Below are 15,135 nucleotides of genomic sequence, written 5' to 3' on the forward strand. Positions count from 1 at the left end.
CGCTCGCGATGGTCGTCAACGATGACACGGGAAACCTGACACCCCGCAGTGTCCCGGCCCCCATCGCGAGCAAGCTCGCTCCTACAGGTCTGCCTCCGCCTGTCGGGAGTTGTGCGAAGTTGTAACAGCGCCTCAGCTGTCATCCGTAAATTCCGAAAATAACTCATATAAAACAATCAATTACATGATTTTTTGGCTTGTTACAGCCTATTTGATCGCCAATTGCCGCCTTACTGAACACTCGTTTAGTATGGCCTCAAGTCGCATCACCTCAGACCAATCACAATAAATTCGAGGACTCGCATGACTAGCCACGATTCTCTGCTCACTCAGGTCGAAGCCGGCGTTGCCTGGATCACCCTCAATCGCGCCGCTCAGCGTAATGCGCTGGACATTCCGACCCTGAAAAGCCTGCATGCCTTGCTCGATGCCTACAACGCCGACCCTGCGGTGCGCGTCGTGGTGCTGACCGGTACCGGGCGCAGTTTCTGTTCCGGTGCCGATCTGGATGAATGGGCCGCCGCCGAAGCCCGAGGCGAATTGGAAAGCTACGGCTGGACCGAAACCGCCCACGCCCTGATGACCCGCCTGTACAGCCTGGAAAAACCCACCGTCGCTGCCATCAACGGCACGGCTGTCGGTGGCGGCATGGACCTGACGCTGTGCTGCGACCTGCGCATCGCCGCGCAATCGGCGCGCTTCAAGGCCGGCTACACCAGCATGGCCTACTCGCCGGACGCTGGCGCCAGTTGGCACCTGCCACGGCTGATCGGGGCCGAGCAAGCCAAGCGCCTGTTGTTCCTCGACGAATTGTGGGGCGCCGACCGCGCCCTGGCCGCCGGCCTGGTCAGCGAAGTCTGCGCCGACGATCAGCTACAGACAGTCGCCAGCGAACTCGCCACGCGCCTGGCCGCCGGCCCGACCTTCGCATTCGCCCAGACCAAAAAACTCATGCGCGAAGGCGCCGACCGCAGCCTGCCTGAACAACTGCAGGCAGAGCTGGCCGCCGGCCTGTTGTGCGGTCGCAGCGAGGACGGCAACGAAGCCCTGCGCGCCGCCATGGAAAAACGCGCGCCACGCTTCATCGGCCGTTAAGTCTCGACACCTACCCATCAGCACACGAACAACAGGTAGCACCATGAATTTCCAACTGACCCAAGAACAAGAAATGTTGGTGGACGCGGTACGCAGCTTCGTCGAGAAGGAACTGCTGCCCCATGAAGACCAGGTCGACCGTGCCGACGAGGTCTCCCCGGAACTGGCCGCGCAGATTCGCGGCAAGGCGATCGCCGCCGGTTTCTACGCCTTCAACATGCCCGAAGAAGTGGGCGGTGGCGGTCTGGACTACCTGTCCCAGGCGCTGATCGAGCGTGAATTGTCGAAAGTGTCCTGGGCGCTGCACGTATTCGTCGCGCGGCCGTCGAAAATCCTCATGGCCTGCACCGGCGACCAGATCAACGACTACCTGCTGCCGTGCATCCAGGGCGAGAAGATCGACTGCTTCGCCCTCACCGAACCCGGCGCCGGTTCCGACGCCAACGCGATCAAGACCCGCGCCGTGCGCGACGGTGACGATTTCGTGCTCAACGGCAGCAAGCACTTCATCAGCCACGCCGGCCACGCCGATTTCGCCATCGTCTTCGCCGTCACCGACACCTACGAACACAACGGCAAGAAGCGCAACGCCGTGACCTCGTTCCTGGTCGACCGCGACACCCCGGGCATGACCATTCGCCGTGGTCCCAAGTGCGTGAGCAACCGTGGCTACCACACCTTCGAAATGTTCTTTGATGACTGCCGCGTACCAGCCTCCAAAGTGCTGGGCGAAGTCGGCAAGGGCTGGGACGTGGCCAACGCCTGGCTCACCGCTGGCCGCGTGATGGTCGCCGCCAACTGCGTCGGTCAGGCGCAACGGGCGCTGGACGTGTCGCTGCAATGGGCGGCGGACCGCAAGCAATTCGGCCAGCCGATCGGCACCTATCAGGGCGTGTCGTTCAAGCTCGCCGACATGGCCACGCAGATCCGCGCCGCCGAACTGCTGACCCTGCACACCGCTTGGAAAATGGACCAGGGCACCATGACCGATGGCGAAGCCGGCATGGCCAAGCTGTTCGCCAGTGAAGTGCTGGGCCGCGCGGCCGACGAGGCGGTGCAGATTTTCGGCGGCATGGGTTTGATGGACGAAGGTCCGGTGGAGCGCATCTGGCGCAACGCGCGGATCGAACGGATCTGGGAAGGCACCTCGGAAATCCAGCGCCACATCATTTCCCGCGAACTGCTGCGGCCACTGCTGCGCTGATCGCCCCGGAGAACTCCCATGTCGCAAACCATTCGTGACAACCTCAAGCGCATGCTCGCGCCACGCCACGTCGCGTTCGTCGGCGGGCGCAGCATGGCCCGCGCCCTCAAGCGCTGCGCCGATGGCGGCTACCAGGGGCAAATGTGGCTGGTCAACCCACAGAACGACAGCCTCGAAGGTGTGCCCTGCGTGCGCAGCATCGCCGATTTGCCCTGCGGCCCGGATGCGGTGTTCATCGCCACCAACCGTGACCTGACCCTGACCGCCGTCGCCGAACTCGCCGCCATCGGCACCGGCGGCGCGATCTGCTACGCCTCGGGGTTCGCCGAGATCGGCGCCGAAGGCCAGGCCCTGCAACAGCAACTGCTGAAAGCCGCTGGCGACATGGCGCTGCTCGGCCCCAACTGCTACGGCCTGCTCGACTACCTGCACAGTTCCGCGCTGTGGCCGGTGGCCCATGGCGGCAAAGCGGTGGACAAGGGCGTAGCAGTGCTGACCCAGAGCGGCAACTTCGCCTACAACCTGTCCATGAGCGACCGTTCGCTGCCGGTGGCCTACATGGCGTCCGTCGGCAACCAGGCGCAACTGGGCGTGGCCGAACTGATGGACGTGTTGCTCGATGAGCCTCGCGTCACCGCCATCGGCCTGCACATGGAAGGCCTGAAGAACGTCCCGGGTTTCGCCCGCGCCGCGCACAAGGCGCTGGAGAAGGGTATTCCGATCATCGCCCTGAAAACCGGCGTGTCGCAGATCGGTGCCGAACTGGCTTTGAGTCACACCAGCTCGCTGTCCGGTTCCGATGCCCTGTACGACGCGCTGTTCGACCGCCTCGGGGTGATCCGCGTCAGTGGTCCGGTGAGCTTTGTCGAAACCCTGAAAGCGGCGGCCTGCGGCAACCTGCCGGCGGGCAACAGCCTGATCGCGCTGGCCTGTTCCGGCGGCGACGCCGGGCTGATCGCTGACTACTCCGAGCGCAATGACCTGACGCTGCCCAAGCTCGATGCCGGTCAGGTCGCCGAACTCGATCAAGTGCTGCCCAGCTACGCCAACCTGGTCAACCCGCTGGACTTCACCACGGCGATCTGGGGCGACGGCGGGGCGTTGAACGCCATGCTCGACAGCGCCCTGCGCACCGAAGCCGATGCGGCGATGCTGGTGCTCGACTACCCGGCGCAATTCACCGGCGAGCGCAAGGAATGCGACCTGCTGCTGGACCTGTACTGCAAGGCACTGACCCGTCACGGCAAGACCGGTTTCGTCACCTCGGCCTTCCCGGAACTGCTGCCGCCCCATGCTCGCGAGCGTTTGCACGCCCAAGGCGTGGCGGCGTTGCAGGGTGTCGAAGATGGTCTGGCCGCCTGGGGTCGCATCGCCGGCTACCAGCGCAAGCGTCAGGCGCTGCTGGACCTGGGCGAATCGGCCCTGGTGCCGCTGTGCCCGCAGGCGCTGGAAGGCGAGGGCCGCTTGCTCAATGAGTGGGATTCCAAGCAGGCCTTGAAAACCTTCGGTCTGTCCATCCCCAACGGCGCGCTCAGCACGCCGGACAACGCTTTGAAAGACGCGCAAAAACTCGGCTATCCGCTGGTGGTGAAAGCGGTCAGCGCCCAACTGCCGCACAAGACCGAAGCCGGCGCCGTGGCCCTGAACCTCAAGGACGACGCGAGCCTGAGCGCCGCCCTGGAAAAAATGCGCGCCAGCATTGCTGCATACGCCCCAGGCGTGCCTTTCGATCAACTGCTGCTGGAACCCATGGCCAAGCCGCCGCTGGCCGAGCTGATCGTCGGCATCAAGCGCGAGAACGACTTCGGCCTGGCCCTGGTGATCGGTGCCGGCGGCATTCTGGTGGAGTTGCTCAAGGACAGTCGCAGCCTGTTGCTGCCGACCACCGACGGCGCGATTCGTCAGGCCGTGCTGAGTCTACGCAGCGCCGCGCTGTTGCAAGGTTTCCGTGGTCGCGAAGCGGCGGACCTGGATTCGCTGGTGACCGCGATCCGCGCCGTGGCCGACTACGCCTGCGAAAACGCCGCGCACCTGCTGGAACTCGATGTGAACCCATTGTTGGTCGGTGCCGATGGCACGACTGCGGTCGATGCGTTGATTCGCCTTGGCCATGCGTGAGGACTTGAACATGCAAGAAAAAACCTTGACCGGTGGCCAGGCCCTGGTGCGTCTTCTGGCCAACTACGGCGTCGACACCGTGTTCGGCATTCCCGGTGTGCACACCCTGGAGCTGTATCGCGGCTTGCCCGGCAGCGGCATTCGCCACGTGCTGACCCGCCATGAGCAGGGCGCCAGTTTCATGGCCGACGGCTACGCCCGGGTCAGCGGCAAACCCGGCGTGTGCTTCGTCATCACCGGCCCCGGCGTGACCAACGCCGCCACCGGTATCGGCCAGGCCTACGCCGACTCGATTCCGATGCTGGTGATTTCCAGCGTCAACCACACCGCCAGCCTCGGCAAGGGCTGGGGCATCCTCCACGAATGCCAGGACCAGCGCGCCATGACCGCGCCGATCACCGCGTTCTCGGCGGTGGCCCTGACCCCTGAAGACCTGCCGGAACTGATCGCCCGCGCCTACGCGGTGTTCGACAGCGAGCGCCCGCGCCCGGTGCATATCTCGGTGCCGCTGGACGTGCTCGCGGCACCGATTGCCCGTGACTGGAGCAACGACGTCGTGCGCCGTCCGGGTCGCGGCACTCCAGCTGCCGAAGTGCTGGACGCAGCCGCCGCCAAACTGCAAGGCGCGAAACGGCCGATGATCATCGCCGGTGGCGGCGCACTGAATGCCGCCGCGCAATTGCAGGAACTCAGCACCCGACTGGCCGCGCCGCTGTTCACCAGCGTCGCCGGCAAAGGCCTGCTGCCACCGGAAGCACCGCTCAACGCCGGTTCGACCCTGTGCGTGGAGCCGGGCTGGAACCTGATCGCCGAGGCCGATGTGGTGCTGGCGGTCGGTACGGAAATGGCCGACACCGATTTCTGGCGCGAACGCCTGCCGCTCAACGGCCAAGTGCTGCGGGTGGACATCGATTCGCGCAAGTTCAATGACTTCTACCCTTGCGCGGTGGCCTTGCAGGGTGATGCCCGGCAGACCCTGGTGGCGCTGCTCGAGCGCCTGTCGCCGGACGTCCGCGAAGCCGGCGCGGCAGTGGCCTCGGTCGCCTCCTTGCGTGAAGCGGTGAGAAAGGGCCACGGCCCGCTGCAGTCGATTCACCAGGCGATTCTGCAACGCATCGCCGCCGAGCTGCCGGCCAACGCGTTCGTCAGCACCGACATGACGCAACTGGCCTACACCGGCAACTACGCCTTCAATTCGCTGGCGCCGCGCAGCTGGTTGCACCCCACCGGCTACGGCACCTTGGGTTACGGCTTGCCGGCCGGGATCGGCGCCAAGTTCGGCGCGCCGCAGCGTCCGGGGCTGGTGCTGGTGGGCGACGGCGGTTTCCTCTACACCGCCCAGGAACTGGCGACGGCAGTGGAGGAACTGGACAGCCCGCTGGTGGTGCTGCTGTGGAACAACGATGCCCTGGGGCAGATTCGCGACGACATGATCGGCCTGGACATCGAGCCCATCGGCGTGCTGCCGCGCAACCCGGACTTCGCCGCCCTTGGCCGCGCCTTCGGTTGCACCGTGACCCAGCCGCAGAACTTGGCGGAACTGCAAACCGACCTGCGCCACGGCTTCAACCGCAAGGGCGTGACCCTGATCGAACTCAAGCATGCCTGTGTTCGCTGATCATTCACGTTGCACCTACCTGTAGCAGCTGACGAAGCTGTGGTGAGGGGATTTATACCCGCTCGGCTGCGAAGCAGCCGTAAACCCGGAAATCGCGGTGGTTCAGATACAACGAATCGTTTGGATCTGCGACGGCTGCGCCGCCGAACGGGGGTGAATCCCCTCACCACAGCGGCAACAACGATCGTATTTATCAGGAGCAAGCCATGCGCTTTTCCGATCTGACCCAACGCATTGCCGGCGACGGCGCCGCCGCCTGGGATATTCACTACCGCGCCCTGGCGCTACGCGAGCAGGGCGAGGACATTCTGTTGCTGTCGGTGGGCGACCCGGATTTCGACACGCCGCAGCCCATCGTGCAAAGCGCCATCGACAGCCTGTTGGCCGGCAACACCCACTACGCCGAGGTGCGCGGCAAGCGTGCCCTGCGTGAAGCCATCGCCAGGCGCCACCACAAACGCAGCGGCCAGCGGGTCACGGCCGATGAGGTGACGGTACTGGCTGGGGCACAGTGCGCGCTGTTTGCCGTGGCCCAGTGCATCCTCAATCCGGGCGATGAAGTGATCGTCGCCGAACCGATGTATGTCACCTACGAAGCGGTGTTCGGTGCCTGTGGTGCGGTGGTGGTACCGGTGCCGGTGCGGCCTGAAAACGGCTTTCGCGTGCTACCTCAGGACGTCGCGGCGCTCATCACTCCGCGCACCCGTGCCCTGGCGCTGAACAGCCCGCACAACCCGTCCGGGGCCAGCCTGCCGCAAAGCACCTGGCAGGCCCTGGCCAACCTGTGTATCGCCGATGACCTGTGGCTGATTTCCGACGAGGTCTACAGCGAGCTGCTGTTCGAGGGCACCCACGTCAGCCCGGCGAGTCTGCCGGGCATGGCCGAGCGCACCGCGACCCTCAACAGCCTGTCCAAATCCCACGCCATGACCGGTTGGCGCCTGGGCTGGGTGGTGGCGCCACCATCCTTGTCCGCGCACCTGGAAAACCTCGCGCTGTGCATGCTCTACGGCTCGCCGGATTTCATCCAGGACGCCGCCGTGGTGGCTCTGGAAAGTGACTTGCCGGAACTGGACGCCATGCGCGAAGCCTATCGCCAGCGCCGCGACCTGGTCTGCGAATGCCTGGCCGATTGCCCGGGCATCCGCGCCCTGAAGCCCGATGGCGGGATGTTCGTGATGGTCGACATCCGCGACACCGGGCTCAGCGCCCAGGCCTTCGCCGATCGCCTGCTCGATCGCCATGGCGTGTCCGTGTTGGCCGGTGAAGCCTTTGGGCCGAGCGCGGCCGGTCACATTCGGCTGGGGCTGGTGGTAGGGGCGGCGCAGCTGCGTGATGCCTGCCAACGGATCGCGCTGTGTGCGCAAGGGCTGTGCGACGAATTGAGCGCAGAAGACCTGTGCGCCGAACAATTGTGTGCCGAAGAACTGATGGAGACCCAGGTTCATGCTTAATCACAAGACACTGTTCATCGATGGCCGCTGGCAAACCCCGTCGGGGCAGGGCATCGCCGAGGTGATCAACCCGGCCACCGAAGCAGTCGCCGGCAGCGTGCCGCTGGGCGATGAAAACGATGTCAACAAGGCCGTGGCAGCCGCGCGCAAGGCTTTCGAATCCTGGTCGCGCACCCCGTCCAGCGTACGTGCCGGTTACATCCGTGCACTGGCCGAACAACTGACCGCCCGTGCCGATGAAATGGCCGCGGTCATCACCAGCGAGCTGGGCATGCCGGTGCAGTGGAGCCGTTCGGTGCAGGTCGACGGGCCGATCATTGGCCTGGAGCAATACGCTGAACTGGCCGGCCTGATGGACGAAGTGCGCGAAGTCGGCAACTCGCTGGTGGTTCGTGAAGCGGTGGGCGTCTGCGCCTTCATCAACCCGTGGAACTACCCGCTGCACCAGATGATCGGCAAACTCGGCCCGGCCCTGGCGGCCGGTTGCACGGTGGTGGTCAAGCCGAGCCAGGACACTCCGCTGCATGCGTTTTTGCTGGCGCAGATGATCGAAGACATCGGCCTGCCCGCCGGTGTGTTCAACCTGATCAGCGGGCCGGGTTCCAAGGTCGGCGAAGCCCTGGCCAAGCATCCGGACGTGGACATGGTGTCGTTCACTGGTTCCACTGGCGCCGGCGTACGTGTGTCGCAGGCAGCGGCGCCTTCGGTCAAGCGCGTGTGCCTGGAACTGGGTGGCAAGTCGGCGCTGCTGATCGCCGAGGACGCCGACCTGGACGCGGCGGTGCGCTACGGCGTGCAGGACGTGATGATCAATTCCGGCCAGACCTGCACCGCCTTGACCCGCATGCTGTTGCCCGCCAGCCGTTATGCCGAAGCGCTGGACATTGCCCTGGAAGAAACCCTGAGCCTGCGCATGGGCGATCCGCTCGATCCGCAGAGCTTCCTCGGGCCCATGTGCTCGGCCGGGCAAAAGCGCACCGTGCTCGAGTACATCAAGGTCGGTCAGGAGGAGGGCGCACGCCTGCTGTGCGGCGGCGATGCGCCAGCGGACTTCGAGCGCGGCTACTACGTCAGCCCGACGCTGTTCGCCGACGTCGACAACAGCATGCGCATCGCCCAGGAAGAAATCTTCGGCCCGGTGCTGTGCCTGATTCCTTATGACGATGAAGCGCAGGCCGTGCAGATCGCCAACGACTCGCCGTTCGGCCTGTCCAGCGGCGTCTGGGCCGGCAGCACCGAGCGTGCTCTGCAACTGGGCAAGCAAATGCGGGCCGGGCAGTGTTTCCTCAACGGCGCGGCTTTCAACTATCAGGCGCCGTTCGGCGGTTACAAACAATCGGGTAATGGACGTGAGTGGGGGGAAGAAGGGCTCAACGAATTCGTTGAAGTGAAGGCGATCCAGGTGTGACCGTTGGCGATTCAAAGGTGGTACGCACCGGGCCCAGGCCCGGTGCTTTGCGTGGTTTTGAATTGGAATTCCATTAGCTTTTGACCAGGGGCAATGCAATGAGCGATAACAAAAACAAGATTACTCAAGCGAACCATGAACTGAGTTTCCCGCGCAGGGACTTCTTGAAGTACAGCGCAACGGCGGCTGCGATTGCCGGGGCGTTCTCCATGGGCCTGCCGTTCGGCGCCATGGCGGCCGACGCCACGCCAAAACCCGGCGGCGTCTTGCGCCTGGGCCTGGCCGGCGCCAGCACCACCGACTCCAAAGACCCCGGTTCCTGGGTCGACACCTTCACCTTCGTCGGGTTCTCGGCGATCTATAACACCCTGACCGAAATCGCCGTCGACGGCTCGGCCATCCCGGAACTGGCCGAGAGCTGGACCTCGACCCCGGACGCCAAGGTCTGGACCTTCAAGCTGCGCCCGGGCGTGACCTTCCACAACGGCAAGACCCTGACCGCCGACGACGTGGTCGCCTCGATCCAGCATCACCTGGGCGATAAATCCAGCTCGGCGGCGAAAACCGTGTTGGGCGATGTGGCCAAGGTCAGCGCCAACGGCAGCGACAGCGTGGTGTTCGAGCTCAAATCGGGCAACGCCGACTTCACCTACGTGGTCGCCGATTACCACCTGGTGATCATGCCGAGCAAGGACGGGGTGCCGGACTGGCAGGCCGGCGTCGGTACTGGCGGCTATCGCCTGAAGGACTTCGAACCGGGTGTGCGCATGACCCTGGAACGCAGCCCGGACTACTGGAAACCGGGGCGCGCGCACTTCGCCGGCGCCGAGCTTATCGCGATCGGCGATGGCGCGGCGCGGATCAACGCGCTGGTCACCGGGCAAGTTGACGTGATCAACAAGGTCGACCTCAAGACTGTGGCGCTGCTCAAGCGCAACCCGAACCTGGTGATCGAAGAAACCAAGGGCGCCCAGCACTACACCTTCCCGATGCTCACCGACAGCCAGGTGTTCCAGAACAACGACGTGCGCCTGGCGATGAAGCACGCGATCAACCGCGAGACCCTGCTGTCCTCGGTGCTGTACGGCTATGGCCTGGTGGGCAACGACCACCCGATCCAGCCCGGCAGCCGCTTCATCAACACCGCGCTGGAGCAACGCACCTACGATCCGGACAAGTCGCGTTTCTACCTGAAAAAGGCTGGCCTGGATTCGCTCAAGGTGAAACTGCAAGCCTCGGACGCGGCCTACAGCGGCGCGGTGGATGCCTCGGTACTGTTCAAGGAGCAGGCCAAGGCGGGCGGCATCGACATCGACGTGGTGCGCGAGCCTGCCGACGGTTTCTTCACCAATGTCTGGATGAAGCAGCCGTTCACTACCTCGTTCTGGTACAGCAGCCTGACTGCCGACCGCATGTTCAGCATCGGTTACGCCAAGGGAGCGGCCTGGAACGAGACCCACTGGGACAACCCGCGTTTCAACCAGTTGCTCAACGCCGCCCGCGGCGAAATGAACGACCCGCTGCGCCGTGAGATGTACAACGAAATGCAGGCCCTGTGCCGCGATGACGGCGGCGCCATCGTGCCGCTGTTCGCCAGCTCCGTCGCCGCCCGTTCCAACCGCGTCGCCCACGGCGGCCAGACCGCGCCGTACGGCGAGCTGGATGGGTTGCGGGTGATCGAGCGGTGGTGGCAGGCGTAATGCAACAGCCGAAGCAATGAAGAACCCTGTGGGAGCGGGCTTGCTCGCGAAGGCGGTGTGTCAGTCACATTGATGTTGGATGTGCCGACGCATTCGCGAGCAAGCCCGCTCCCACAGTGGAAATTCGTTGTGTTTGCAAGCGTGCCCAATTCAAAGGAACCGCACGATGAGAAGTATTTTCAAGCTGTTGGCGCAGCGTCTGGCATTGGGGCTGTTATCGCTGTTTGCGGTATCGGTGATCATTTTTCTAGCGGTCGGCATGCTGCCGGGTGATATCGCCCAGGCCATGCTCGGCCAGTCCGCCACCCCGGAAACCGTGGCGGCGTACCGGGCGCAACTGGGGCTGGACCTGCCGCCGCTGACCCGTTTCGGGCACTGGATCTGGCAGTTGCTGCACGGTGACCTGGGGGTGTCCCTGGCCAACCAGCGGCCGATCGCCGACCTGGTCGGCAGCCGCCTGGCCAACACCTTCAGCCTGGCGCTGCTGGCGGCGCTGGTCTCGGTGCCGCTGGCGTTGCTGCAGGGGATGCTCGCGGCGTTGTACCGCAACAGCTGGTTCGACCGCCTGCTCAATACCTCGGCGCTGAGCGCGGTGTCGTTCCCCGAGTTCTTCGTCGCCTACATCCTGATCCTGGTGTTCGCGGTGAAGCTCAACTGGTTCCCGAGCATTTCCAACCTGTCGCCCAATGCCTCCCTCGGCGAAGTGCTGGAGCGTTCAGTCCTGCCGGTGGCGACCCTGAGCCTGGTAGTCATCGCGCAGATGATGCGCATGACCCGCGCCTCCTTGATCAACCTGCTGGCCAGCCCTTACATCGAGATGGCCCGGCTCAAGGGCATCAGCCAATCACGGATCATCTTTCGCCACGCCTTGCCCAACGCCCTGGCCCCGATCGTCAACGTGGTGGCGCTGAACCTGGCGTACCTGGTGGTGGGTGTGGTGGTGGTCGAAGTGGTGTTCGTCTATCCGGGCCTCGGCCAGTTGCTGGTGGACTCGGTGGCCAAGCGCGACATCCCGGTGGTGCAGGCCTGCAGCCTGATCTTCGCCGCGACCTACATCCTGCTCAACACCAGTGCCGACGTGCTGTCGATTGCCAGCAACCCACGCCTGATGCATCCGAAGGGGTAAGCCATGAGCCTTTTTCAACAAATAGTGCGGGCGCCGCTGAGCGCCAAATTCGGGCTGCTGGTGATCGTGCTGTACATCCTGGTGGCCGTGTTCGCGCCGTTGCTGGCGCCATTCGGCGAAACCCAGGTGGTGGGCGAGGGCTTCGCACCCTGGGGCGGGCAGTTCCTGCTGGGCACCGATAACCTGGGCCGCGACATGTTCAGTCGCCTGGTCTACGGCGCGCGCAACACCCTGGGCATTGCCTTCCTGACCACGGTGCTGGCGTTCCTGCTCGGTGGTTTCTGCGGGTTGATCGCGGCGATCAAGGGCGGCGCGATCGATCAGGGGCTGTCGCGGGTGGTGGACATCCTGATGGCCATTCCGCAACTGATCTTCGCCTTGCTGATCCTCAGCGTGGTCGGCACCAACGCCACCTCGCTGGTGCTGGTGATCGCGTTGCTGGACGCGACCCGGGTGTTTCGCCTGTCCCGGGCGGTGGCGATGAACGTGGTGGTGCAGGACTTCGTCGAAGCCGCGCGCCTGCGCGGTGAAGGCCTGTGGTGGCTGGTCACCCGTGAAGTACTGCCCAACGCCGCGGCGCCGTTGATTGCCGAATTCGGCCTGCGCTTCTGCTTCGTGTTCCTGTTCATCAGTGCGCTGTCGTTCCTTGGCCTGGGCATACAACCGCCCACCGCCGACTGGGGCAGCATGGTGCGTGACAACGCGGTGCTGATCACCTTTGGCGACATCAGCCCGTTGCTGCCGGCCCTGGCCGTGGCGTTGATCACCGTGAGCGTCAATTTCGTCGTCGACTGGATGCTGCACAAATCCAGCGGCCTCAAGGAGTGCTGAACATGACGACAGACAAACCTTTGCTGGAAATCCGCAACCTGCACATCGAGGGCCATTACGAAGATGCCTGGCACCCGCTGATCAAGGGCATCGACCTGACCCTGCAGCGCGGCGAGGTGCTGGGGCTGATCGGCGAGTCGGGGGCGGGCAAGTCGACCCTGGGCCTGTCGGCCATGGGCTACACCCGCGATGGCTGCCGGATCACCGGCGGCTCTGTGCATTTCGACGGCATCGACCTGCTCAAGGCCAAACCCGAAGCCCTGCGCAAGTTGCGAGGCCTGCGCATTGCCTACGTGGCCCAGAGCGCGGCGGCGTCGTTCAACCCGGCCCATCGGCTGATCGACCAGCACGTCGAAACGGCGGTGAAGAATGGCGGCATGAGCCGCGAGCAGGCGATGGCCGAAGCGGTGGAGTTGTACCGCGTATTGCGCTTGCCCAATCCGGAGAAGATCGGCCAGCGCTATCCGCATCAGGTGTCGGGCGGGCAGTTGCAGCGGGTGATGACTGCTATGGCCATGGCTTGCCACCCGGACCTGATCATCTTTGATGAACCGACCACCGCGCTGGACGTCACCACCCAGATCGAAGTGCTGGCGGCGATTCGCGATGCAGTGGCGACCTACGGCAGCGCCGCGATCTACATCAGCCACGACCTGGCGGTGGTGGCGCAGATGGCCGACCGCATCATGGTGCTGCGCCACGGCCGGCTGGTGGAAGAGGCCGAGACCCGCAAGATGCTCGGCGACCCGCAAGAGGAATACACCAAGTCGCTGTGGGCGGTGCGCAGTTTCCGCACCGAACCCAAGCCGTGCCCGCAGCAGGAGAAGCCACTGCTGGAGCTGCGTAAAAGCTGTGCCAGCTACGGCGATCAACCGGTGCTGCACGATGTCTCGCTCAAGCTCTATCGCGGCCAGACCCTGGCGGTGATCGGCGAGTCCGGCAGCGGCAAGAGCTCCACCGCGCGGTTGATCACCGGTCTGCTGCCACCGACCTACGGCGAAGTGCTGTATGACGGCAAGCCGCTGCCGGCGGACTTTCGTCAGCGCAGCAAGGAGCAGTTGCGGCGCATCCAGATGATCTATCAGATCCCGGACACGGCGCTCAATCCACGCCAGCGCATCGTCGATATCATTGGTCGGCCGCTGACGTTTTATCTCGGCCTCAAGGGCAAGGCCATGCGGGCGCGGGTTGCCGAGTTGCTGGAGATGATCGAGCTGGACCCGGCGACCTTCATGGAGCGCCAGCCCCGTGAGCTGTCCGGTGGCCAGAAGCAGCGGATCTGCATCGCCCGGGCGCTGGCGGCCGATCCGCAACTGATCATTTGCGACGAAGTGACCTCGGCACTGGATCAACTGGTGGCCGAAGGTGTGCTCAAATTGCTCAACCGTATTCAGCAGCAACTGGGCGTGGCGTACCTGTTCATCACCCATGACGTCGCCACCGTGCGCGCCATTGCCGACGAGGTGCTGGTGATGCAACGGGGCAGGGTGGTGGACCAGGGGTCGCGCAGTGCGATCTTTACCCCGCCGCATCAGGATTACACCGGGCTGCTGTTTTCTTCCGAACCACAGATGGACCCGGACTGGCTCGATCGCCTGCTGGAAAGCCGTGCCACCCCTTCAAACCCTACGCTGGAAAAAGTCTAAGGAATCACCATGAAAGTACTGATCGTTCACGCCCATCCCGAGCCGAAATCCTTCACCGCGGCCCTGCGGGATCAGGCCGTCGCCACCCTCCAGGCCCAGGGCCATGAAGTGCAGGTCAGTGATCTGTACAGGATGAACTGGAACCCGGTGGCCAGCGATGCCGACTTCTCGTCGCGGGAGAACCCCGAGTACCTGGTGTATGCGCTGGAGCAACGCCTGGGGGTGAAAAAACAATCGCTGGCGGCGGATATCCAGGGTGAGCTGGACAAGTTGCTGTGGGCCGACCTGCTGATCCTCAATTTCCCGATCTTCTGGTTCTCCGCGCCGGCGATGCTCAAGGGCTGGATCGATCGGGTGCTGGTGTCGGGCATCTGCTATGGCGGCAAGCGTTTCTACGATCAGGGCGGGCTGGCGGGCAAGAAAGCCCTGGTCACCGTGACCCTGGGTGGCCGTGAACACATGTTCGGTGAAGGCGCGATCCATGGCCCGCTGCAGGACATGCTGCGGCCGATCCTGCGCGGCACTTTGGCCTATGTCGGTTTCGACGTACTGGCGCCGTTCGTGGCCTGGCACGTGCCGTACATCAGCGATGAAGCGCGCAAAGGCTTCCTCACGGATTACACCCAACGCCTGCAACACCTGAGCGACGAACAACCCCTGGTGTTCCCGAAACTGTCGCAGTTCGATGAACAGCTCTATCCGCTGACCACGGCCTGACAGCTACATCAACACCCGCCGTACCGCCGCTATCGCAAGCAGGCCCGCTCCCACAGTTTTTATGTGGGAGCGAGCCTGCTCGCGATGACGGCGGCACATTCACCATCATCGCTACCTGACCCACCGCTTTCGCGAGCAAGCCCGCTCCCACAGGTCTCATGCCAATCGAAATATTTGCGCACGACACAAAACCCTGTGGGAGCGGGCTTGCTCGCGAA

11 protein-coding genes are annotated in these 15,135 nt (G+C 64.3%); all 11 read left to right on the forward strand.

The window, feature by feature from the left end:
- Positions 1-303 precede the first annotated feature (303 nt).
- The 11 genes from B0W55_RS25210 to B0W55_RS25260 all read left to right on the forward strand — a co-directional run bounded on the left by B0W55_RS25210 (position 304) and on the right by B0W55_RS25260 (position 14,917).
- Entirely contained in the window at positions 304-1,095 is a 792-nt protein-coding gene (locus tag B0W55_RS25210) for an enoyl-CoA hydratase/isomerase family protein (RefSeq protein ID WP_077048626.1), read from the forward strand.
- Positions 1,096-1,138: 43 nt separating this feature from the next.
- Positions 1,139-2,299, forward strand: a complete 1,161-nt coding sequence (locus tag B0W55_RS25215) for an acyl-CoA dehydrogenase family protein (protein ID WP_077048627.1) — start codon at positions 1,139-1,141, stop codon at positions 2,297-2,299.
- A gap of 18 nt (positions 2,300-2,317) precedes the next feature.
- A complete protein-coding gene (locus B0W55_RS25220) occupies positions 2,318-4,417 on the forward strand; it encodes an acetate--CoA ligase family protein (RefSeq protein ID WP_077048628.1) in 2,100 nt (699 codons plus the stop codon).
- 10 nt (positions 4,418-4,427) lie between these two features.
- Positions 4,428-6,035, forward strand: coding sequence for a 5-guanidino-2-oxopentanoate decarboxylase (locus tag B0W55_RS25225; RefSeq protein ID WP_077048635.1), 1,608 nt, complete (start codon positions 4,428-4,430; stop codon positions 6,033-6,035).
- Positions 6,036-6,241: 206 nt separating this feature from the next.
- Positions 6,242-7,489 carry a pyridoxal phosphate-dependent aminotransferase gene (locus B0W55_RS25230; RefSeq protein ID WP_371807296.1) on the forward strand — a complete coding sequence of 416 codons (1,248 nt, stop codon included), beginning with the start codon at positions 6,242-6,244 and terminating at the stop codon, positions 7,487-7,489.
- Positions 7,482-8,897, forward strand: coding sequence for an aldehyde dehydrogenase family protein (locus B0W55_RS25235; RefSeq protein ID WP_077048629.1), 1,416 nt, complete (start codon positions 7,482-7,484; stop codon positions 8,895-8,897). Before B0W55_RS25230 ends, B0W55_RS25235 begins: the two co-directional genes overlap by 8 nt.
- Before the next feature lie 98 nt (positions 8,898-8,995).
- Positions 8,996-10,597 (forward strand): ABC transporter substrate-binding protein, encoded by a 1,602-nt coding sequence (locus B0W55_RS25240; protein WP_077048630.1) that lies wholly within the window; start codon positions 8,996-8,998, stop codon positions 10,595-10,597.
- A gap of 166 nt (positions 10,598-10,763) precedes the next feature.
- A complete protein-coding gene (locus B0W55_RS25245) occupies positions 10,764-11,723 on the forward strand; it encodes an ABC transporter permease (protein WP_077048631.1) in 960 nt (319 codons plus the stop codon).
- A gap of 3 nt (positions 11,724-11,726) precedes the next feature.
- Entirely contained in the window at positions 11,727-12,554 is an 828-nt protein-coding gene (locus B0W55_RS25250) for an ABC transporter permease (protein ID WP_077048632.1), read from the forward strand.
- 2 nt (positions 12,555-12,556) lie between these two features.
- Complete coding sequence (locus B0W55_RS25255) at positions 12,557-14,200, forward strand: ABC transporter ATP-binding protein (protein WP_077048633.1); 1,644 nt, start codon at positions 12,557-12,559, stop codon at positions 14,198-14,200.
- A 9-nt stretch (positions 14,201-14,209) separates the two neighbouring features.
- Positions 14,210-14,917, forward strand: coding sequence for an NAD(P)H-dependent oxidoreductase (locus B0W55_RS25260; RefSeq protein ID WP_077048634.1), 708 nt, complete (start codon positions 14,210-14,212; stop codon positions 14,915-14,917).
- Positions 14,918-15,135 lie beyond the last annotated feature (218 nt).

Source organism: Pseudomonas sp. KK4 (assembly GCF_001984065.1).
GTDB lineage: Bacteria > Pseudomonadota > Gammaproteobacteria > Pseudomonadales > Pseudomonadaceae > Aquipseudomonas.

Coding starts and splice junctions, on each gene's coding strand:
- B0W55_RS25210 (WP_077048626.1), top strand. CDS start 304: ATGACTAGCCACGATTCTCTGCTCACTCAGGTCGAAGCCGGCGTTGCC.
- B0W55_RS25215 (WP_077048627.1), top strand. CDS start 1,139: ATGAATTTCCAACTGACCCAAGAACAAGAAATGTTGGTGGACGCGGTA.
- B0W55_RS25220 (WP_077048628.1), top strand. CDS start 2,318: ATGTCGCAAACCATTCGTGACAACCTCAAGCGCATGCTCGCGCCACGC.
- B0W55_RS25225 (WP_077048635.1), top strand. CDS start 4,428: ATGCAAGAAAAAACCTTGACCGGTGGCCAGGCCCTGGTGCGTCTTCTG.
- B0W55_RS25230 (WP_371807296.1), top strand. CDS start 6,242: ATGCGCTTTTCCGATCTGACCCAACGCATTGCCGGCGACGGCGCCGCC.
- B0W55_RS25235 (WP_077048629.1), top strand. CDS start 7,482: ATGCTTAATCACAAGACACTGTTCATCGATGGCCGCTGGCAAACCCCG.
- B0W55_RS25240 (WP_077048630.1), top strand. CDS start 8,996: ATGAGCGATAACAAAAACAAGATTACTCAAGCGAACCATGAACTGAGT.
- B0W55_RS25245 (WP_077048631.1), top strand. CDS start 10,764: ATGAGAAGTATTTTCAAGCTGTTGGCGCAGCGTCTGGCATTGGGGCTG.
- B0W55_RS25250 (WP_077048632.1), top strand. CDS start 11,727: ATGAGCCTTTTTCAACAAATAGTGCGGGCGCCGCTGAGCGCCAAATTC.
- B0W55_RS25255 (WP_077048633.1), top strand. CDS start 12,557: ATGACGACAGACAAACCTTTGCTGGAAATCCGCAACCTGCACATCGAG.
- B0W55_RS25260 (WP_077048634.1), top strand. CDS start 14,210: ATGAAAGTACTGATCGTTCACGCCCATCCCGAGCCGAAATCCTTCACC.